The following is a 20,282-nucleotide window of genomic DNA, read 5'->3' on the forward strand; positions in this document are numbered from 1 at the left end:
AGACCTTTATGGGTTTTTGTGTCCACTAGTGTTCAGTTATATTTTACAATCTGCCACTTTAAAAAATAAAATATTTTACTAGAACACTTTATTTTATGTATTCGGTTATTAAAATTTTTGTCTTAAACTGTTTTAGACAGTTAAGAAAGAAGGAATTTTAATATGAACAACAATAACGTAAATTGGTTTGAAATTGGAACAGATCATCCTCAAGAAACAATGGATTTTTATAGCAAAATGTTTGGTTGGAAGTTCCAAGAATATACAGATATGGAAAATGAATACTATAATATCATTGAACCAGGCAATGAATACCCAACTGGTGGTATTTTAGGTACAGCTGGTAAAATTGCTGAATATTCAACATTTTATACGTTAGTAAGTGATGTTGATAAGGCGATTAAGGCAGCCAAGGATAATGGGGCAACCGTTATTTGGGGTCCTGTTACTGATAAAACAGGTTTAACTTTTGCCAGATTAAATGACAATACTGGTCATCAATTTGGTGTATTTTCGGCAGGTCAATAGAGAAAGGGTGGTAATAATTTATGAAAGCAGTCGTCGTTTCTAAAGCTGGTGGTCCTGAGGTATTGGAATATAAAGAGGTCCCAACACCAGAGGTAAAAACTGGTTGGTCATTGGTAAAAATCAAAGGATTTGGAATCGTTCACTCTGAAATTTTTACTCGACAAGGTAAGTCTCCTTCAGTCAAGTTTCCACGAATCTTAGGCATCGAATGTGTCGGAATCATCGAAAAAACTACTGATGCTCAGCGTTTACCAGTAGGACAAAAAATCATTGCCATGAACGGTGAAATGGGACGTGATTTTGATGGTAGTTACGCTGAATATGCATTGTTACCTAATGACATAATTCATCCAGTTGAAACGAATATTCCTTGGGAAGATTTAGCAGCTATTCCTGAGACTTTTCATACTGCTTATCGAGCTTTGTTACAACTTCAAATCGATAAGGCTGATTCATTATTGATCCGTGGAGGAACTAGTGGAGTTGGAATAGCAGGCTTGAAATTAGCTAGAGCTATCAATCCCAACATTAAAGTGTTTGGTACATCTAGAAAAGAAACTGCTAAAGATGAAATCCTTCAACTGGGTTATGACGGTTTTGTTTGGGATAATCATCAGAAATTGCAAATGGATCAACCAGTCGAACGGATTTTTGATTTAGTCGGTGCAGCAACCGCCTTGGATTCAATGAATAATTTGAAACCTTTTGGTATTGCAAGTATTACTGGTGACATGGGTGGAGTTTGGGATATTGACCATTTCGATCCAGTCACAGCGATTCCAAATGATCGTTATATGACATCTTTTGCTAGTTATGTGATTGATGAAGGTCAGTTGAATGATTTGTTGAAATTGATTTCTGACAAGAATATTGATGTTCATCCAGTTAAAGTTTTCTCATTGAAACAACTTCCTGAAGCACATGAATTTTTAGAAAGTCAAACTAAACCTGGTAAAATTGTAGTTTTACCATAAGAAGAGGCCGCATAATTGTTAATTAGTCTAACGGTTATGCGGCCTTTTTGGTTTGCTTTAAAAAATAAAATAATTGATGGAAATACTTTATTTTATGTATGTAGCTTTAAATGAATTTCAATTAAACTTATTCAGTTGCTTAAATTAATTCGGAAATAACGTCTAAAACTTTGTAATTGGCATATTTGTTTAATTTTTCTAAGAATAGGTTTAATTCATCATTAGAACGAAAAGCACCATGAATCATATAATTCATTTCACCAGATATTTTGTAGTGATGACGAATGGAATTTCTTTGAGAATGGATGAATTGTAAATATTTCTCATGACTGTAATATTCCATTTGTGTTTCAATAAAAACTTGATGCGTATAGCCCATTTTATCCAAATTAACTTCAATTGTGTATCGTTTAATGACACCTTCAGCTTCTAATTGCTCAATACGAGTATTTACGGCTGGAGGAGTCATATTAACAATTTTAGCTAATTCAGTTTTAGTGATGCGACAATTACGATTTAATTCTTTGAGTATTTTTTGATCAATGTAGTCCATGTTGTTCCCCCATTAATATAACTATATTATATGATAAATTATTTATAAATGGTTGGTAGCGACGAGTATCAAAATATTATTGTGCTAATCTTTTGTCTAAAAGTCAGAAGATAATTATTATTAAAGTAAGTTAATAGAGAGGGGAAATAAATTGATAACTTATAAAAATGTCGGAATGAAGTACGGCCAAAATATGATTTTGCATGATATCAATTTGACGATCAACGATGGTGAACTGTTCGTTCTTGTTGGTCCCAGTGGTAGTGGAAAAACTACTTTATTAAGAATGCTTAATCAATTGACTGTGCCAACCGACGGGGATGTTTATTTTGCCAATCGTAAAATAAAAGATTATGACGTTCAAAAATTGCGTTTGGATATGGGGTATGTTTTACAAGACAGTAGTCTGTTTCCAAATTTGAACGTTGAAGATAATATTGCGATTCAATTGGAACAAAAAGGTGTATCTAAAGCAAAACGACATCAACGAGCAGCTGAATTGTTAGAGTCAGTTGAACTTGATCCAAAAAAATATGCTAAACGAATGCCATCAGAACTATCCGGTGGACAACAACAACGTGTGGCTATTATTCGAGCTTTGGCAACTGAACCAAGTTTGATTTTGATGGATGAATCATTTAGCGCCTTGGATCCAGTACTGAGAAGAAAGTCGCAAGATCTAGTCTTGAAGTTACACCAACAATATCAGACAACAATTGTCTTTGTGACACATGATATGCAAGAAGCTTTGCGAATGGGCCAAAGGATTGCTGTCTTAAATAAAGGAGTAGTTCAACAAATTGGAACGCCCCACGATATTATGCAAAATCCTGCAACTGACTTTGTCCGTCAATTTTTCGATACGAAGACACCACATTGGTGGGATATGGACTTTTTGATTGAATCAGGATTATTAAGAGAAATTTCCTTTGACGAGAAATTGCCAGTTATTAATGAATTTAAACAATTGATGAATCAACTTAAAGATGTTAATAAATTTGATTTTCAATATCAAAATAAAGGTTACTCAATGACTGCTCAAGAATTGATTGCCTATTTGGTCAAGAAGGGGGTAGTCGCTAATGCAAGTATTGATGCAGACGATTGTTGATCAACGAGGGGAAATCTTAAAAGCTTTGTATCAACATATTGAAATTTCTTTTATTTCATTATTAATTGCAATGCTGATTGCGATTCCATTAGCAATCTTATTAAGAAATCATCGCCGTTTTGGTGAAATTGGTTTGCAAATCGCCGGAATTATTCAAACTATTCCAAGTCTTGCCTTGTTAGGACTATTGATTCCGATAGTTGGGATTGGTACAGTTCCAGCGGTGGTAGCTTTGACGATGTATGCTATTATGCCGTTGTATCAAAATACCTATTCTGGATTGACCAACATTGACCCAAATTTGGAAGAAGCAGCAGTGGCCTTTGGTTTATCAAAGTGGAAAAGACTACAACGTCTGGAATTTCCATTAGCTTTACCAATGATAATTTCTGGAATTAGAATCGCCTTAGTTATGATTATCGGTACCGCCACTCTAGCTGCCTTCATTGGTGCTGGTGGTTTGGGTGATTACATCATGCTCGGTATTCAACAAAACAATAATTACTACTTAGTTATTGGTGGTGTTTTGTCAGCCTTACTAGCCTTTATTTTCAGTGGACTGTTGAAGTACATGGGTTCATCCAAAAAACGTATTTATGGCGGCGGAATTGTTATACTTTTGTTCTTATTAGGTATCGGTGGAACAAGAGTATATCAAGCAGTTAAGCCTCAACCAGTCAATATTACAATTGCCGGAAAGCTCGGTAGTGAACCAGAAATTCTGATGAATATGTACAAGGATTTAATTAAACAAGATCAACCAAATGCCAATATTACTGTTAAGCCTAATTTTGGTGGTACGACTTTCTTGTTTAAAGCCTTGAAGAAAAATCAAATCGATATTTATCCAGAATTTACCGGAACAGTTTTGGAAGCTTTGGTCAATTACGACAAACCAACGCCAAAGAATCCAAAGACGACTTATAAACTTGCTAAAACTAAATTGTCTAAGGAAGAAAACATGGCTTTCTTGAAACCAATGGAATATGAAAATGGTTATGATTTAGCAGTTACCAAAGAATTCTCGAAGAAATACAATGTTACTAAATTAAGTGATCTAGAGCGGGTCAATGATAAAGTTAAAGCGGCTTTTGATCCTGACTTCTCAAATCAGCCAGATGGATATTTGGGATTGAAAAAGAAATACAATCTAAACTTTGCCTCAATCAATCGTATGGAACCAAGTTTACGTTACAAAGCGATTGCCCATAAACGTGTCAATTTGGTTGATGGTTACACAACCGATCCACAAGTCCAACAGTATCATTTAGTTGTTTTGAAAGATGATAAGCATTTCTTCCCACCATATCAAGGTGCACCTTTGATGAATAGTGACTTCGCTAAGAAGAATCCTAAGGTAGTGAAGAGTCTGAATAAGTTAGCTGGTAAGATTTCAGCTGAAGATATGCAGAAGATGAATTATCAAGTTTCAGTTAAGAATAAAAAAGCTAGTGTTGTAGCTCACGATTATCTAGTTAAACACAATTTATTGAAAGACTAACAAAAACTCTATTAGATGTTTTAATGCATCTAATAGAGTTTTTGTTTGATTAAAGTGATGTTTCATGAAACGGAGAGATTTATTTACTTTGAAAATCATCTAAAATCTTTCTAACTTCGTCAGTTGAGTTTGCTTGCAACATTTCGTTTCTCAAATCAGTAGCGCCTAATTCTGGGCGAGCGTAGATTTTAAAGAAACGTTTCAAAGAAGGGAACCGTGGTACGTCGTAGTGAGTGGCAAACTTATCGAATAAATCCAACTGCATTCTCAAGAGTCCCAATAATTCATCTAATGAATGATTTTTAGATACTGGTTCAAAGGCAAATGGGTTATGGAAGACGCCACGGCCAATCATGATTCCATCTAATCCGGGATGTTCTTTGGCTAATTTTAATCCTGCTTGAAAATCTTCGACGTCACCGTTAATTTGGATAAGAGTTTCTGGAGCAATTTCGTTACGCATTTTGATAATATCGTCGATAACTTCAAAATGGGCTGGAACTTTACTCATTTCCATCTTACTACGTAAGTGAATCGTCAAAAGATCAACGTGTTGTTCTAACAAGAAAGGAATCCATTCTTTAAATTCTTCAGCTTTACTGTAGCCAAGACGAGTTTTGATACTGACAGCTAAATCAGTCTTTTTAGCAGCTTGAACAATTTTAATTAAATCATCGTGGTGTCTAATCAAGTCGCTGCCACCATGATTTTTGATAACAGTTTTATCAGGACAACCAGTATTGATATCGATTGCTGGAAAACCTTGTGATTGGATAGCTTGGCCGGCAGATTCAAAGTCTTCAGCAATGTTACCCCACAATTGAACGACCGGTTTCTTTGATTCAGTTTTGTCGACATACAAACGGCCATCAACAGGAAATTTAGTCGTTGGATCAGTGATACCTTTAGCATAAACGAATTCACTGAAGAAGGTGTCAGGAGCATAAGCTTTAGCAATTACTTGTCGAAAAACAGTGTTGCTGACAGCTTCCATAGGTGCCATCGTGAAAAAAGGCCGGTGTTCTGATTTAGCTTTGGCGGCAATATCCGGCCAGAAAGTTGATTTTGTCACGTTTAATTACTTCCTTACTATTTGAAAAATTAACTACATCATTATATATTACTAGTTTTTAATAGGGTAGGCTAATGTTTATTTTCAAATTTATACTGTATTAATTGTTATTAACTGTTATAATGCAAGTGGTACATCAAACAAGGGATGACTATTCTCGGTTATTCCGTATCCAAAAAAGCACTGGGTGTGGTCACCTAGTGCTCTTTTTGTGTTTTCATTTTTAAATTTAGATATTTTCTAGTCGACCATAATAGCCTAAATAAGTACGACCAGTCTTATTGGAAATTTTAATTTGTGTCACTGAAGCGTTGATTGGTTCCAAAATATCTTCAATGTCCGGTGTTTGTGTAACTAATTGTACGAAAGACCGAGTCACGAAACCGTGGCAGACGACTAGAATCTTTTTATCGCCTTTATTACTCATATCGTCAATGAATGATTGTAAACGATCTAACACTGATTGATAAGTTTCAGCGTTTTGCGAATAGTCTGAATAATTTTTAGTTAAATAGCCATTTTCATCAAAACAGTTAGGATACTTTTTGTGAACGTCGTCAGCCAAAAGACCGTCCCATGAACCATAATTTATTTCTCTTAAGCGTTTGTCAGTTTGAATTTCTAAAGTATCTTGATTCAAGATAGCTGCAGTTTCTTGTGCACGTTTTAATGGACTAGCATAAATTTCATCAAAGTCATTGATATTAAGATGTTCTTTTAAATGTTCAACTTGTTTTCTACCAGTTTCATTCAAGCTCAAGTCAGTTGCTGAACCGTTGATTTTACCAGTATAGTTAGTGTCAGTTTCACCGTGTCTGACGATATATAGTTCGACCATAATTAGCCCCCTTAAAGATTATGATTTTAGTATTTCATTAATGCGCTTACAATGCAAATCTAAAAAAACTACCGCGAATTGCGATAGCTTGTAAAACTATTTCTTTTTTAAACCGATTGGCAAATAAATTATTAGCATGATCAAGCTGGTTACTAAAATAAAGCTCGGTAAGGCATAAATTGTTCCGTTGTGAATGAAGCTAACAAGGTAGGTCAATAAACTGACAATTAAATAATATCCAAGGCTAAAAATTCCACTGGCACTACCAATAATTTCTTCGTAGCCTTTTAAAGCTAAATTCAAGGTAATTGGTAAAGTAGTATTCAAACCTAAAAATATTAAGAAAAAGCCGATTATCATTAAATATGCTTGATCAAATTGTAGACTTATTAACAGTAATAATGCAGATATCAGACTGAAAGCTAATCCTAATAGGGCAATTATTTCAGATTTGATGTATTTGACAGAAACATTAACGATATAAGCACCAACCAAACTAGCCAAAGCTATTGTTAAGCCTAAAGAACCATACTTGACTGACGAAAAGCCAAAATGTTCTATGAAGATAAAAGGTGCTTCTGAATAATAGCCAAAGAGGATTCCATTGATACCACCAATCAAAATGCCATAACCCCAAACGATTGGGTCTTGCAGCAGTTTGATTGTAACTTTTAATAGTGAAATTCGTTTGATTTTGTTGATATTTCTTGTTTCAGGTAAGCGAGTATAGCTGTATAGCAAGACCAGAATAGCCATTATGATCAAGCCACTAAAGACATTTTTGTAACCCAAGTAAGTTTCAATAGCACCACCGATCAGAGGACCAAAAGCTGGTGATAAAGCCATTGCAGCACCAACTTTGGAAAACACTTGGGTGCCTTTAATGCCCTCAAAACTTTCACGCATAATAGTTTGAGTGACGACTGAACCAACGCTACTACCTAATGCTTGGATAAATCGTGAAGCTAATAAAAGTTGGAATGTAGGACTGAAATACAAGCCGATATTTCCGATTAGATAGACAATGATGCCTAAATTCATAGCTTTTCGACGACCAATTTTGTCTGACAGCTGTCCCCAGAAGAATACTCCTAAGGCAAATGCAATAAAATAAATACTCATGGTGAGTTGAGCTGTAGAAGCTGATACATTCAGATTGGAACTAAGTTGTGGTAGGACAGGGGTGAAAATTGATTCACTGATTTGTGGAAAACCTACCAGAACGATAATTAATAAAATGGATGGTACGGTATTGCGGACGTTTTTCATTTTAGACTCCTAAATTTTATTTTGCTGAAAAACGTCCTTCATCATTTGCAGGCATACAAGCCATGATGTTTGATAATTCCATGGTTTTCACCTAATTTCCTAAAGTCTGCTTAGTATGATATAGAAATAATTATATAATTGCAAATTAAAACTTAAAGCTTGCATTGAATTGACTAAACTCGGTATAGTTGATAGTATTGTAATTTATTGTGATAGGAAGTGAGAATGTGACCCAGTCAGCATACTGGAATCGCATCGCCAAAAAAGCTAAAGATGAGAATCGTCCTTTCTTTAGTTTGGCACCAATGGAGGCTGTAACGGGATCAGTTTTTCGTCGAGTAGTGATGAAAGCTGCAGCTCCAGATAATTTTTATACTGAATTTACTAATGCTTTGAGTATCACTCATCCATTAGCTAAAGAAACTACTAAGGGCCGTTTGTATATTGATCCAGCTGAAAATCCTAAGCCAATCGTGCAATTGTGGGGTAACTCGGAGATTGATTTTGCCAAAGCGGCTAAAGAAGTAGAGAAGCAAGGTTATGAAGCGATTGATATCAACATGGGTTGCCCAGACATTGCTGTTATCAAAAACCACAGTGGTAGTGATTTGATTCGTCATTTTGATACCGCTAAAGAGGTCATTGAAGGTGCCCGTCAAAGCGATTTGCCCGTGTCTGTTAAGACCCGAATTGGCTATAGTGATATACACGAATATGAAACTTGGATACCATTCTTATTGAAGCAACAAGTTCCAGTTTTGACAGTTCACATGCGCACTCGAGAAGAAATGAGTAAAGTGCCAGCTCACTATGAATTGATTGATGATCTAGTTCAAATGCGTGACACTTACGCTCCTGATACTTTGTTACAAATCAATGGCGATATTGCTGATTATCAAGCTGGGATTGATTTAGCCAATGCTCACCCTGGTGTCGACGGAATTATGATAGGACGAGGAATCTTCATGAATCCTTTTGCTTTTGAAAAGACTCCTAAACATCACTCTGAACATGAGTTGTTGAATTTGTTGCGCTATCAACTTGATTTGTATGACCAATTTGTTGCTAAAGAAATTCCCGGACATTTTGCTCCATTGCAACGTTTCTTCAAGATTTACGTTCGTGGCATGAAGGGTGCTTCTGCTATTCGAAATGACTTGATGCAAACTAAAACAACTGATGATGCTAGGGCGATTATTGATCGTATCGATCCTGGTGAATAGATTTAAAAACATCTAATTCTAATAATTAGGTGTTTTTTTATTGAGTAACGGCACGGAATAAATCTTCCGATAGTATAAAATTAAAAATGTAATATACAGATTGGGAGAGATGAAGCTATGAATAATAATATTGTTTTATTACAAAAATTGAAGAAAATTTATCAAAATTATGGTGATAAGACTAGTTTTGAAAATGTAGAAAATTATATTTTGAAAGAAACTGTCTTACGTGTTCGAAATATTGAATATCGTCGAGTCAAGAAAACTGGCTTAGATATGGAACTTCCCGTGGGCAAGGCCTTGAATGAAGAAATAGTTTTCTTTAATCCTACTGAGAAATTAGTAAATAAATTACCATTAAATGATGTGAAGAAAGACTCGCAATACATTACTAATTGTTTGATTAACCTATTAGAAACCGTATAAAAAAACATCTCTGAGTAAATTCAGGGATGTTTTTGCTAATTATTCAGTTTTTGCTTGTAAAATTGGTTTAATTTTTTTCAAAATCACAATTGAGCCTAAAAAGAAAGTAGATGCTAAAATTGCGGTGATTGGTAACATATGAAACATTGATTTAGGTAAGACTAAAGCTAGGAGTGGGAAAGCAAATGCTGCTGGCAACTTGATTCTTAGTATTTGTAAGAGTATGAAAACTAATGGCATAGCAATCAATGCTGAAATAATCCATGATGCAATGAAAGTATGAACGAAAACACCAATACTAGCGGCACCGACTAATGCGATGAAATGTTTAGCGGCCATGCGCCATTGATAATTTGGCTTTTGCATTACTTCAAAGAAGACGACCATAACTGGTGGGATGGCAGCCATTTGTGGAAATCCAAAGAACCAAACTGCTGTGACCCATATTATTGCCATAATTGTAAAAATCATCATGTGATGTTTTTGGACAGCTTTGTCAGGAATAGTTTCTCTATAATTTCCCTGAAGGAAAACGCCACACATTAAGGCTAGTGTAAATAGTAGGATAGCGACGATGAAGGACCAGTGAGTTGCGTTAATAATAATCGGTAATAGTCCTGTCGCAAATGAAGGTGCCAAGTTTGATCGAAGAATTTTTAATAGAACTAGCATTAATAATAGGCCAATTAAGACCTTTTGCGCGTAGCCGATGGATAGTTGATTGACCAAAAATCCGATAATAGCCGTTCCTGAAGGCGCCAAGAAAATTTTAACTGGTTGGTGGATCCAGCCATCGTTTTGGTAGATCCAAGTACCAGCAGTCAAAGCGCCAATTTCTGGCAGAATAATTTCTAAATCATTTAAGAATGTCGCAGTTGAAACCATGAAAATGATAAAAAGAAAACCAATTAAATAATTTCTTTTTTCGATAGTTGATAAGTGCATGTAAAAATTGAAATCTCCTTTATTTGTGAAAGTTTATCGCAAAACTAGATTAGTGTAACACATCCATATACTTTCTGAAAATATTTTAAATATAAAAAAGTATATCAAATAAATATATTATGAGAATATTTATATTAAAACCAAATTAATTGTACAAAAAAATCAGTATCATTTTATCTAAAAATAATATGTACATTCTGGATAATAGACTATCTTTTCTAGTCAAAGTCGCTAGAATAATAGTTGTCAGAGAGATTGGTATAACCAGTTACAAGAAATAAACTAAGGAGTGTATTATTATGAGTAATACAGATAAACTAACCAGAACTTATGATATGGATAAAATTGATGATTTATTATGTGAATTGGATAATACAAAAATTCGCATTAATGCATTGATGGACTTTAACCTAAAATTAAAACGCATTAATAACGAACAGATTAATAAAGGACTTTTCTCAAATGAATTTGAACGATTAAGTCCTATCATTGAGCTACTAAATAACGAATCCTTCGAATCATTAGATCATGCCATTAATATTTTAGAAAATAACATGGAACAAGCAGAAGTTAAGAAACCTGCTTTTAAAGCTAAGGTTACTAAAGTAGCTGAAAATAAATAGTATTAGTGAGACCATTTTGGCTAATGTATAGCTGAATGGCCTTTTTTTCGGCTCAAAAAGTAGTTATATCGGGAATACTATTGACATTGGAGCGTTTTTTTTATAACATTTTACTGTTAGTTTTATTGCTAATGGGCATTCGCCAAATGGTAAGGCAGCGGACTCTGAATCCGCAATTTATTGGTTCGAACCCAATATGCCCAATATTGAGTGTTTCACAAGGTGTATAAGGTGCTATAAGCCTTGATAAATAAACGTTTTACGAATTACAGTTTTAAAAATTATCAATCAATTTCATAACTATATAGTCAAAATATAGTCAAAAAATAAATATACTATCGGGGCGTGTAGATCGTTAGTCATTGGACTAGCGGTCTTTTTTTGTACTTAGGGATGTTATGACAATAAAAAATATAGTCAAAACATTAAAATGACTATCTAGGATGTGAAACAAATTTTTACGTTTAGTAATTATTGCCCAACTGATAAGCATTGAACGAAACGTTACCCCCTGCGTAATTATACGCAGACTTATTTTTAAAGTTTATAGATTTTATACTGTTGGTCTTTTATGACCAATAGCTTTTCTCCGCCTATGGAGAAATATAGTTTTAGACAAAATTGTCTTTTACCCCATGCCTGCCAAAAGTGGCGCATGTATTTCTTACAAAGGGGTGTTAAAACGGCACTCCCTAAGTTGAGCTTAGTTAACTGTTACTATTTTTTTGAGTAACCAATGCATTTTAGTTAAAACAGATCGTTTCGAACGACCTGTTTCATATCTTTTTGAATGATTTTGACTAAATCCGCTCTCGTTTAAAACGATAGCAAAATTACCAGCCTTTAAATCTATAATATCTATGCCCATTTTGAATTTTTATTTAATAGAATTTAGCATGCAAAAAAGAGGTTGTACGTTCAAGTGATTATTTATAATCTTGGCCCCGTTAATTCACAGGGGGTATAGTGTGTAATCGTTGGTATGATAAGTGAACTAAGTCATACACGGCGTGTGTCAACGTCCTAAATATAATTAAAATTACTAATTCAATTAATTGTATAAAACTAACAAAACTTACTTTAAATCATGCAAAAATAGACTAATTTAGAGCAACTTAATAAGGTTTTATAGTTCTTATCGATTAATGAATACAACTCTTAGTTGCCTTATTATCAATGATTAATACATACTATACTAATGATGTCTATGTAATGTTACCTATACGTTTAAAGGCGCTAAAAATTTAATTTTCGGATTATTTTTAAAGCTCATGCCCACTATGCGAGCTGTCTCCCTAGAAACAGTAGGCGGGGGTCTATAAAGAAATAGAGAGCATACAACTAAGTACACACTCTATCAGATCGTATCTATTCTATTCTGATGTTAATAATTTTGTGTATGATAACTACTAACTTTTTTCTTTTAATCGTTTCATGAAGTCTTCATATGGTTCTGTATGTAATTCAAACTTAGCACGTTCATAATAACAACTATCAATAGTATTTTTATCATAGTAATTATTAGAAAAGTCTATTAGAGCATCATCCCATAGGTCAATATAATCGCCACGATCTGAAAGGTTCATGACATCCATAATAATATACTCGGATGCACGATACTCGTTAAAGTAAGTCAATGTAAGTATTTGCTTTTGTCGTTCATTCAATGGCTTAACTGCTTTATCAATCTTATTTATTTGTTCTTTGATTTCTAAATATCTAATTAGTTTATTCTCTGTTCCATTATCATTATTACCATTCGATACATGAGCTAGATCAATGTGCATCCCTTGGATAGTTGCTAGTTCATTAGCTTTGCTAGTCATATCACGATAGTGTATCAATTGCGTGTTGGCTTTATTAATTAACTGCATCCAGTCTATTATTTCATTATAATCTCGTGTCATTGATATACCTCGTTATTATATTTGCGTGGACAATAAAAGGATGCCACTCACGACATCCCTTAGTAGTTCTATTCAATAGATTGCGTGTACTTAATGATGATAGGGAAGCTGTGAGCATTCTCTATATCTAATACGTTACAATCATTATCAGCTAATACGCTACATATATCATTGATATAGTCTTGTGTATTCTTAGCACGTTCAAACGGATCACTATTATAACCACCCACATCTTTAGCAGTTACATATTTCACTTGATACATTCTTTTAGTTTGTTTTGTCATTATTTATATCTCCATTAATTTTTAAAGTAGTAATAATGCACGTAGGTGCATAGTTGATAAATGTTGATATACCAAGGCTAGCAAGAGCAACTATGCACTATGCACGTGCTTTTAACTTAGGTTGTTCATATGTTATATATAGTGTTTTCTTACTAAGATAATAACTATTAAATATATAAAAACTTAATATAAGGTGCTTACCTGAATAGTTGGCCTTATAAACGTTGATACAATAGACTTTTGAAACAATGCACCATCTTTTTCACGTGCATAGGCACGTGCATACTTTGTTTGAAAACATTGATATATCAGGGCTAAATAACTATGCACGTCATTTTATTAATCTTTTTTGATAATCACTAATCTGTCTATTAATCTTGTCATATTCGGGACTATCTCTATTAGGTAAATTATCGTGCAAATTCAATGTATCAATTAATAACTCTCTTAGTGGGAATCTGAATGAACGTCCTTGATTATTAGATGCATAACTAATATTCTCGCTATCTGTATAATTAGAATACTTAGTAGTTGGAACAATATTAGAATATGTATACCTACATTGTATTAATGGTAATTTATCTATAATTAGATCGTTTCGATTATCTTTACTTTTAGCAATATCATCAAAATTTTGCATAGATATGGTAGTTATTTTATTTTGTTGTTCGTTAAGAATGCCCTCAACTTGTTTAATAAACGTTTGCTTGGCTAGTGGCTTCTTATAGCCATTATCATTACACCAATTTTGATAACTTTGATATAAGGGTTTGCTACCAATGCGAGCAATAGGCAATTTAGACATGAAATCATCAAAGAATTGTCTAACCGTATCATTATCGACTTTAAATTCATCCATTAATTCCTTTGATGCATCAGGTTGCGTGTATTCGGTAAAGAATGGTATTTCTAAGGCTTTTTTTAGTAGCCATTCACGTGTTTCTTTAGTCTTAATGAATAAGCCCTTAATGTTTTTACCGTCTCTACTAGGTGCAAAATGAGCGTTAAACGGAATGATAATCATACGTCTATACGTTCCACCAGTTTTGTTTTTAAAACTAGGCATTTCATTAGTTGATTGAATAATAGTACCTTTAAATCTAAAAGATATTGGCTTCTTATTCTTGCGATCGGTAAATATAACATCCCCAGTAACAGCACTATTAAAATTTGATGAGTTATCAATATAAACATTAGATTGTAAATCATCCCCGATGTTTACAGTTTTACCAACCAATTCGTTTATCATAAAACGTTTGTCCATATCATCAACTTTAAGATGTGCAGTATTATCATCTCCAATAATAGCTTGTAACAAGTCTTGAAATGTACCTTTACCGTTAGAACCGTTATTACTTAAACCGCCATTTGTTTTACCTAGTAGGAATATTGCTTGGTCTCGTGAAAAGTTACCATTTACGGCATCAGAAATCACTTCGTATAAAACTTTTTCTATTTGAATATCCTTACAGGCAAGGTCACTTATAAGACTGCTAGGAGTCCAATATTTGCCGTTAGACATTTGATATTTAGGTTCTTTAGCATACTTATTATAGTTAGTAGCAATTTTTGTTATAAATTTATAACTTGGATCAAAGGGGATGAGCTTATTATTTTTTTGATCGTAAATACCGTTACTAACGGGTATTAATGTTGGTCGTTGTTCTAATTCATTAATACTTGCTCGTAAAATAAGTTTGTATCTTACACCCTCAATTTGTTTCTCCGTATAGCTTTCTTCAATCTGATCTACAAGTTTAGCTAAATATAAATCGTTAGTATCGTAAATACCTTTATCAAAGTTATACATACATACCAATGCATCGTCTTTACCAGTGGTTTTAAATATAGGGATGTACATTTTAATTAGTTTGGCTATTGCGGACTGTGAAAGGGTGTTTTTTGTTTGTGCATTTGGATGTTCTAATTCAAGTTGTTCATTAATTTTATTTAACCATTCATCATGCGTATGTTTCATTTTGCTAATAAGCAAGTTAGTAGTCATTTTGACAGACTTAAATTTGTCTATTGTGCTTGATGAAAAGAACTCACTAAATGACTTATCGGGATCGTTAGCGGAGTAATTAAAATGAGCTTTTAACTTTCTCATGTTATCATTAGCCCACTTATCGTTACCATTAGCTAATATAGTCATAGCCTGTGTTAAAACATTGTAGGATATTTCTTCACGTTGGTAATACCCAATTAAACCAATGAGAATATTTGAGAAATTACTTTCATCATTTAAATAGTCGTGATGTCGTTTACTCCAGATTTCTAAAAGACTAATGGCATCAGCATCATCAATAGGATAAATGTTGTTGTTGCTATTTGTGGGCACGGTCGTAGGTGTTTTAATAGGGATGCTAGACGTGATGTAATTATCAACTTTTAGAGGTTGTCCCTCGTGATATTTTAGAAAGTTATCCATTTTTTTAGTATGAATATTCTTAACAGGCAAACCCATGACTTGAGACCATTGTTCGGCACTGGGATCATCCTGTACGCCAATCTTTTTACATACATTAGTGATTAAAGACTTACGTTCATTCTCTTTAAAAGAACGATCAACTGTAAAAATAAGTCTATAACCATAACCCTTTTTTTCATATATGTGAGTTTTGCGGTTTGTCCACATAAGATTTGAATTAATACTAGGGTAGGCAAGCCATTCAATGTTATTAAAATGTTTTGAAAGATTATTATACATTGTTGATACGTCATGCCTTTTTAAGTGGTCAATATCTAAGATTAAAGCATCCCGTGTCAAAAGATTTTCATTAGATCGTGTAGTAACACCACTTTTTAACGTTCCAGATATTATATATTTGGCTTTTGTTTCTTTAAATTGCTTGTTGCCGTCCTCGTCCTTTCCGTTAGATATTTGTGGTGTGTAATCTAAGATATATTTAATAAGTGTTTTAGTGGTAGATACCTTAGTTAGATTGTTATTATTAGTACCAGTTTGCAGATATAGCAATTACACACCTCCTCGTTATTTGTTCTCATGTATTGCACCGTTAACTAGTTCTATTAATTTATCCATGTGATAGGCAATATATTCAATGTCGTAAGTATCAACTACTTTAGTCATGTTTAATATCCTCCAATAGATCGGATAGTTTAGCGTTAACATCGTTTATTGATAGCGATGCATTCATGAGGTTATCTTGAATAGAATTTAAACCGCCTTGATCTAATAACGTGAATATTGCCGTTACTTTACTTTCGGATGATAAACATTGTATTTGTTCGTTCATATTAATGAATCTCCCTCAATTTTCGTTTATAATTGAGTGTAGATATTGTAAAGAATATTGCGAACTTATCCTTACTTTGGCGAGAGAGGATAAGTCTTTTTTATTTACACTCGATTTCATAATTATTTCGCTATTTCTGTATCGTAAATATGTAAGATTTCAGCTACTCGCAAAGAATCTTTAGCTAGTTTGGTAGCCAATTCAGTAGCATCATATGAAATGCTATTCTCAATAACCACGCTATCATTTTCGATAGCATCAAAATAAATATGCATTTCGTCATATAGTCCTAGTAGCTCTTTGTCTAATTTGTCATCTAATTCACTGTTGTATGGTGTCATATGTTGATTTCTCCGATTATTTTATTTATATTAGTTTTAAACGCCCCGCTAGACTTGAATTATTGTTCTAATACAAATTGTTTAATTTCATCTTTACTGTAAAGCGTGATACCTCTAACAACGTGGTAGGGCATGCCAATAGCGAGAAACTTATCAAGGGTATTATTCGATACACCTAAATACATACAAGCCTCTTTCTTACGGAAAAAATCTTTACTATCAATGCTGGCATCCTTACGAGCCTTGCTAATGGAATCAGTAACCAACTTATAAATATCATCCCCTAGGGATGCTTGTTGATCGTGTGATAGTGTAATTTCCATTTCTATTTGTCCTCCTTAGATTGTTTAAAGTTATACAGTCTAGTGTATGTTTCATCACTAACGTTATTTTTACGCTTGTTCAAAACGTCTGATAGCGTCCAACGGTTAACCTTAGTGACTTTTGACAAGTCCTTAACGGACGTCATTCCTTTGGCAGCAATAACATCGCTAATAAAATCATTCGATAATGTTTTCAAAAAGTTATCCTCCTTTCACAACTTTATGTTGTTATATTAGCACAACTATTTGTTGTACACAACTTTATGTTGTATTGGAGATGAAAATATATTAAACTATCCACATAAAGGTGGGCAAAAAAATGAAGAATAATATTAGAGTTTCTCGCGAATCCCAAAATATTAGTCAAAAAGAATTAGCTGATTATTTAGGCGTGTCTCAACAATCGGTTAGTTTATATGAGGTCAATGCAAGGGAACCGAAATTAGAAACTTGGCAAAAAATGTCTACACTATTAAATGTGTCTATCCCTTATTTGCAGGGGATTGAAAGGGACACAAAAACCATAAATGCATACATTGACACATATTGGGATATGTACGGTCAAATGGATGATGAAGTTACTGATGAGATTGATGGATTGTTTAGAATAAATGATATTAAAACAAAATATTTTATGCAGTTAACTGATTTTGAAAATGAGAATACAGAAGAATATAGGGGAGCAAAAAAGGAATTTTCCAATGCTTTACGTCCATATATAAAAAATATTATTAATAAAACCGATGTTGATATAGATGATTTGCAATATTGGGATAGTAAGAAATACATTAAAGATGCTTTACGTAATGGGCTAGTTAGCGAAATTGAGGAGCATTTACCCAAGCCTAAAGAAGTTGTTCCAGAGGATATCGTTAAATTGAACAATAGTATATCTGATAATAACTGGAAAAGAAGTTATGACATTAGAAACTATTTTGAATACGAACCTTATATGAATGATTTGGAAGGGTCTAAAGAAACAATAAAGAATAAAATAAAATCCAATATTAGTAATCAAAAAAGACTTTTGGATCAACTTGAAAAAGAAATTGATAAATATTAACCATCCACGAAACTAACACGCCCCGCTAGCGTTTAGGAGTAGGACAATGACAGAAATTAAGATGTATGAAAAAAAAGACGGTACGACCGCCTATATGTTTAGTGTTTATTTAGGAATGGATGAACTAACAGGCAAAGTAAAAACTACTACTCGTAGAGGTTTTCAGACACAAAAAGAAGCCCGCTTAGCAATGTCTAAACTACTATTAGACACTGACAAGCATGGCTTTAAGAAATTAGATAATAAGCCGTTTAAGGCTATCTATAAACAATGGTACGATCAATATAAATCAACGGTCAAAGAATCTACTTATACTAAAACCGATGAACACTTTACACTTCATATTTTACCAGAAATAGGTAGCATCCCTATGAATAAGCTTAAAACTATTCATATTCAGACGGCTGTTAATAAGTGGTTTAAGGCTGGCTTAACTAGGTATAAGAGATTTTACAATTATATTAATAGAGTTCTTACGTGGGCTTATAAGATGCAGATTATTAATGATAATCCCGCAAGTAGGGTTATTTTACCAGTTAACACAAGCCAATTTAAAACTATGAAAGATAACTATTATGATTTAAAAGAATTGAAACATTTTTTTGAATGTTTGAATGACTTGGATAATCCGCAGGCATACATGTATTTTAGACTATTAGCATTTACAGGGATGCGCAAAGGCGAAAGTTTGGCGTTGCTTTGGACTGATATAGACTTTAATAATAATCAGATAAGTATTACTAAAACGGAATCGCAAGGCGCTCATGGTCGCTTATTAGTTAATACACCTAAGACGGATGCAAGTGTGAGAGTAGTAAACGTTGATGATAAAACTATGTCAATGCTGAAAGAGTGGCGTAAAACGCAACGTAATGAGCTACTAATGTTAGGTTTTAATACAATTAATAAAGATCAACTTGTATTTTCCAATAATAGAAATACTATGCTTGTTCCTACTAAACCTAGAATATGGTTACAACTGGTTATTTCTCGTTTTGATTTAAAGAATGTAACTGTTCATGCATTTAGACGTACGTTTGCTACCCTTGCTATTGAGTCTGGCGCTTCACTAAAAGAGGTACAAGCGCAATTAGGACACTCAAGTTATAAAACTACTGCTGATGTGTATACGGAAGTTACTAAAAAACAGCGTAAAGATACTGCTCAAAAGTACGCTAATTATGTTGATTTTTAGAGGGCGTATAGTCAAAATATAGTCAAAGGGTGTTATTTCACTAATGAACAGGCTATAATCGTTGATATTACAGTATTTATTGGATGTTCATATTGTTCCCAATATGCCCAATAATTGTTTTAAAATTAAACGTAATATTTTGGCCGTTAATCATTTGATTAGCGGTCTTTTTTTATAAAAATCGCTAATTGAGAAAACATGGTAATTTATTGCCGTGATGAATCAATGATTTATGCGATTTTAGACGCTTTCACAAACGTATGTTCCCCTTATGTGATATAATTACGATACCAAATCATGGGAGAGGGTTCATATGGTCTTAAAGGGAATCAAACTACGCATCTATCCAGATAATTACCAGAAGAAACTTATCGAATATAACTTTGGTGCTAATCGTTTTGTTTGGAATAATATGCTAGATATGATGATCAAACGTCATGAAAATAATCCTGATTTGAAATCTTTGAAAGTATTTGACTTAAATTACATTCTAACGACTTTCAAAAAAGAACATACGTGGCTAAAGAAAGCTGAAAGTACTAGCTTACAAGTTTCTAATAAAGACTTATTTGAAGCGTACAAGGGATTCTTTAGTAAAAAGCGTAAATTTCCACGATTCAAAAGTAAGAAGTTTCCAAAACAAAGTTATCAATCTAAATTTGTTAATAACAATGTTGAAATCATTGATGATTCTTATATCAAATTACCTAAACTTGGAGTAATGAAATATAAGAACAAGAAATCAATCCCCAATATCATCAAATACGTGACTATTCGTAAATCATCAACCAATAAATATTACGCCATTCTTACGGTTGATGAAGATATTACTCAATTACCAAAGAC

The 20,282-nt window shown here is 33.4% G+C and carries 21 protein-coding genes and 1 tRNA gene; 11 read left to right on the forward strand and 11 right to left on the reverse strand.

Annotation, left to right across the window (positions count from 1 at the left end):
- Nucleotides 1-162 precede the first annotated feature (162 nt).
- Together FC88_RS11845 and FC88_RS11850 are read left to right on the forward strand one after the other, a co-directional pair.
- A complete protein-coding gene (locus tag FC88_RS11845) occupies nucleotides 163-528 on the forward strand; it encodes a VOC family protein (protein WP_057815880.1) in 366 nt (121 codons plus the stop codon).
- A gap of 20 nt (nucleotides 529-548) precedes the next feature.
- Nucleotides 549-1,502, forward strand: a complete 954-nt coding sequence (locus FC88_RS11850) for an alcohol dehydrogenase catalytic domain-containing protein (RefSeq protein ID WP_057815882.1) — start codon at nucleotides 549-551, stop codon at nucleotides 1,500-1,502.
- Between the two features lie 139 nt (nucleotides 1,503-1,641).
- On the opposite strand, the gene FC88_RS11855 is transcribed toward FC88_RS11850, so the two are convergent.
- Complete coding sequence (locus FC88_RS11855) at nucleotides 1,642-2,055, reverse strand: Lrp/AsnC family transcriptional regulator (protein WP_057815884.1); 414 nt, start codon at nucleotides 2,053-2,055, stop codon at nucleotides 1,642-1,644.
- A gap of 151 nt (nucleotides 2,056-2,206) precedes the next feature.
- Between FC88_RS11855 and FC88_RS11860 the strand changes: the two genes are divergently transcribed.
- Together FC88_RS11860 and FC88_RS11865 are read left to right on the forward strand one after the other, a co-directional pair.
- A complete protein-coding gene (locus tag FC88_RS11860; RefSeq protein WP_057815886.1) occupies nucleotides 2,207-3,166 on the forward strand; it encodes an ATP-binding cassette domain-containing protein in 960 nt (319 codons plus the stop codon).
- Nucleotides 3,138-4,667, forward strand: coding sequence for an ABC transporter permease/substrate-binding protein (locus tag FC88_RS11865; RefSeq protein WP_057815888.1), 1,530 nt, complete (start codon nucleotides 3,138-3,140; stop codon nucleotides 4,665-4,667). The genes FC88_RS11860 and FC88_RS11865 overlap by 29 nt, the downstream gene beginning before the upstream one ends.
- A 79-nt stretch (nucleotides 4,668-4,746) precedes the next feature.
- On the opposite strand, the gene FC88_RS11870 is transcribed toward FC88_RS11865, so the two are convergent.
- From FC88_RS11870 to FC88_RS11880, 3 genes are all read right to left on the reverse strand, one after another.
- Nucleotides 4,747-5,739: a tRNA-dihydrouridine synthase family protein gene (locus FC88_RS11870; protein WP_057815890.1), complete on the reverse strand. Its 993-nt coding sequence runs from the start codon at nucleotides 5,737-5,739 to the stop codon at nucleotides 4,747-4,749.
- Between the two features lie 229 nt (nucleotides 5,740-5,968).
- Nucleotides 5,969-6,577, reverse strand: a complete 609-nt coding sequence (locus tag FC88_RS11875; RefSeq protein ID WP_057815892.1) for a histidine phosphatase family protein — start codon at nucleotides 6,575-6,577, stop codon at nucleotides 5,969-5,971.
- A 96-nt stretch (nucleotides 6,578-6,673) separates the two neighbouring features.
- Nucleotides 6,674-7,846, reverse strand: coding sequence for a multidrug effflux MFS transporter (locus tag FC88_RS11880; protein ID WP_057815894.1), 1,173 nt, complete (start codon nucleotides 7,844-7,846; stop codon nucleotides 6,674-6,676).
- Nucleotides 7,847-8,073: 227 nt separating this feature from the next.
- On the opposite strand from FC88_RS11880, the gene FC88_RS11885 reads away from it, so the two are divergent.
- Both FC88_RS11885 and FC88_RS11890 read left to right on the forward strand, forming a co-directional pair.
- A complete protein-coding gene (locus FC88_RS11885) occupies nucleotides 8,074-9,069 on the forward strand; it encodes a tRNA dihydrouridine synthase (RefSeq protein ID WP_057815896.1) in 996 nt (331 codons plus the stop codon).
- A 117-nt stretch (nucleotides 9,070-9,186) separates the two neighbouring features.
- A complete protein-coding gene (locus FC88_RS11890) occupies nucleotides 9,187-9,495 on the forward strand; it encodes a hypothetical protein (RefSeq protein WP_057815898.1) in 309 nt (102 codons plus the stop codon).
- A 39-nt stretch (nucleotides 9,496-9,534) separates the two neighbouring features.
- Here the strand turns inward: FC88_RS11890 and FC88_RS11895 are convergent, their stop codons facing one another.
- A complete protein-coding gene (locus tag FC88_RS11895) occupies nucleotides 9,535-10,440 on the reverse strand; it encodes a hypothetical protein (protein ID WP_057815900.1) in 906 nt (301 codons plus the stop codon).
- 299 nt (nucleotides 10,441-10,739) lie between these two features.
- On the opposite strand from FC88_RS11895, the gene FC88_RS11900 reads away from it, so the two are divergent.
- Both FC88_RS11900 and FC88_RS11905 read left to right on the forward strand, forming a co-directional pair.
- Entirely contained in the window at nucleotides 10,740-11,063 is a 324-nt protein-coding gene (locus tag FC88_RS11900; RefSeq protein WP_057815902.1) for a hypothetical protein, read from the forward strand.
- A 132-nt stretch (nucleotides 11,064-11,195) separates the two neighbouring features.
- A tRNA-Gln gene (locus tag FC88_RS11905) sits at nucleotides 11,196-11,267 on the forward strand.
- Between the two features lie 1,205 nt (nucleotides 11,268-12,472).
- On the opposite strand, the gene FC88_RS11910 is transcribed toward FC88_RS11905, so the two are convergent.
- The 6 genes from FC88_RS11910 to FC88_RS11935 form a co-directional block, all read right to left on the reverse strand.
- Nucleotides 12,473-12,970, reverse strand: coding sequence for a hypothetical protein (locus tag FC88_RS11910; protein ID WP_057815904.1), 498 nt, complete (start codon nucleotides 12,968-12,970; stop codon nucleotides 12,473-12,475).
- Between the two features lie 68 nt (nucleotides 12,971-13,038).
- A complete protein-coding gene (locus FC88_RS11915) occupies nucleotides 13,039-13,254 on the reverse strand; it encodes a hypothetical protein (protein WP_057815905.1) in 216 nt (71 codons plus the stop codon).
- Nucleotides 13,255-13,585: 331 nt separating this feature from the next.
- The gene (locus FC88_RS11920; protein ID WP_057815908.1) at nucleotides 13,586-16,234 is read right to left on the reverse strand and encodes a DNA primase family protein; all 2,649 of its coding nucleotides are present in this window, start codon (nucleotides 16,232-16,234) and stop codon (nucleotides 13,586-13,588) included.
- A gap of 402 nt (nucleotides 16,235-16,636) precedes the next feature.
- Nucleotides 16,637-16,855 (reverse strand): hypothetical protein, encoded by a 219-nt coding sequence (locus FC88_RS11925; protein ID WP_054643362.1) that lies wholly within the window; start codon nucleotides 16,853-16,855, stop codon nucleotides 16,637-16,639.
- Between the two features lie 59 nt (nucleotides 16,856-16,914).
- Nucleotides 16,915-17,178, reverse strand: coding sequence for a MerR family transcriptional regulator (locus FC88_RS11930; RefSeq protein WP_057815909.1), 264 nt, complete (start codon nucleotides 17,176-17,178; stop codon nucleotides 16,915-16,917).
- A gap of 2 nt (nucleotides 17,179-17,180) precedes the next feature.
- Nucleotides 17,181-17,375 carry a helix-turn-helix domain-containing protein gene (locus FC88_RS11935; protein WP_057815911.1) on the reverse strand — a complete coding sequence of 65 codons (195 nt, stop codon included), beginning with the start codon at nucleotides 17,373-17,375 and terminating at the stop codon, nucleotides 17,181-17,183.
- A gap of 122 nt (nucleotides 17,376-17,497) precedes the next feature.
- On the opposite strand from FC88_RS11935, the gene FC88_RS11940 reads away from it, so the two are divergent.
- The 3 genes from FC88_RS11940 to FC88_RS13200 form a co-directional block, all read left to right on the forward strand.
- Nucleotides 17,498-18,241, forward strand: a complete 744-nt coding sequence (locus tag FC88_RS11940) for a helix-turn-helix domain-containing protein (RefSeq protein WP_057815914.1) — start codon at nucleotides 17,498-17,500, stop codon at nucleotides 18,239-18,241.
- Nucleotides 18,242-18,287: 46 nt separating this feature from the next.
- Nucleotides 18,288-19,436, forward strand: a complete 1,149-nt coding sequence (locus FC88_RS11945; RefSeq protein WP_057815916.1) for a tyrosine-type recombinase/integrase — start codon at nucleotides 18,288-18,290, stop codon at nucleotides 19,434-19,436.
- A gap of 313 nt (nucleotides 19,437-19,749) precedes the next feature.
- On the forward strand, nucleotides 19,750-20,282 hold a 533-nt coding region (locus FC88_RS13200; RefSeq protein ID WP_235526937.1), incomplete at its 3' end, for a helix-turn-helix domain-containing protein.

Origin of the sequence: Companilactobacillus futsaii JCM 17355, assembly GCF_001435505.1 — a bacterium.
GTDB classification, from domain to species: domain Bacteria; phylum Bacillota; class Bacilli; order Lactobacillales; family Lactobacillaceae; genus Companilactobacillus; species Companilactobacillus futsaii.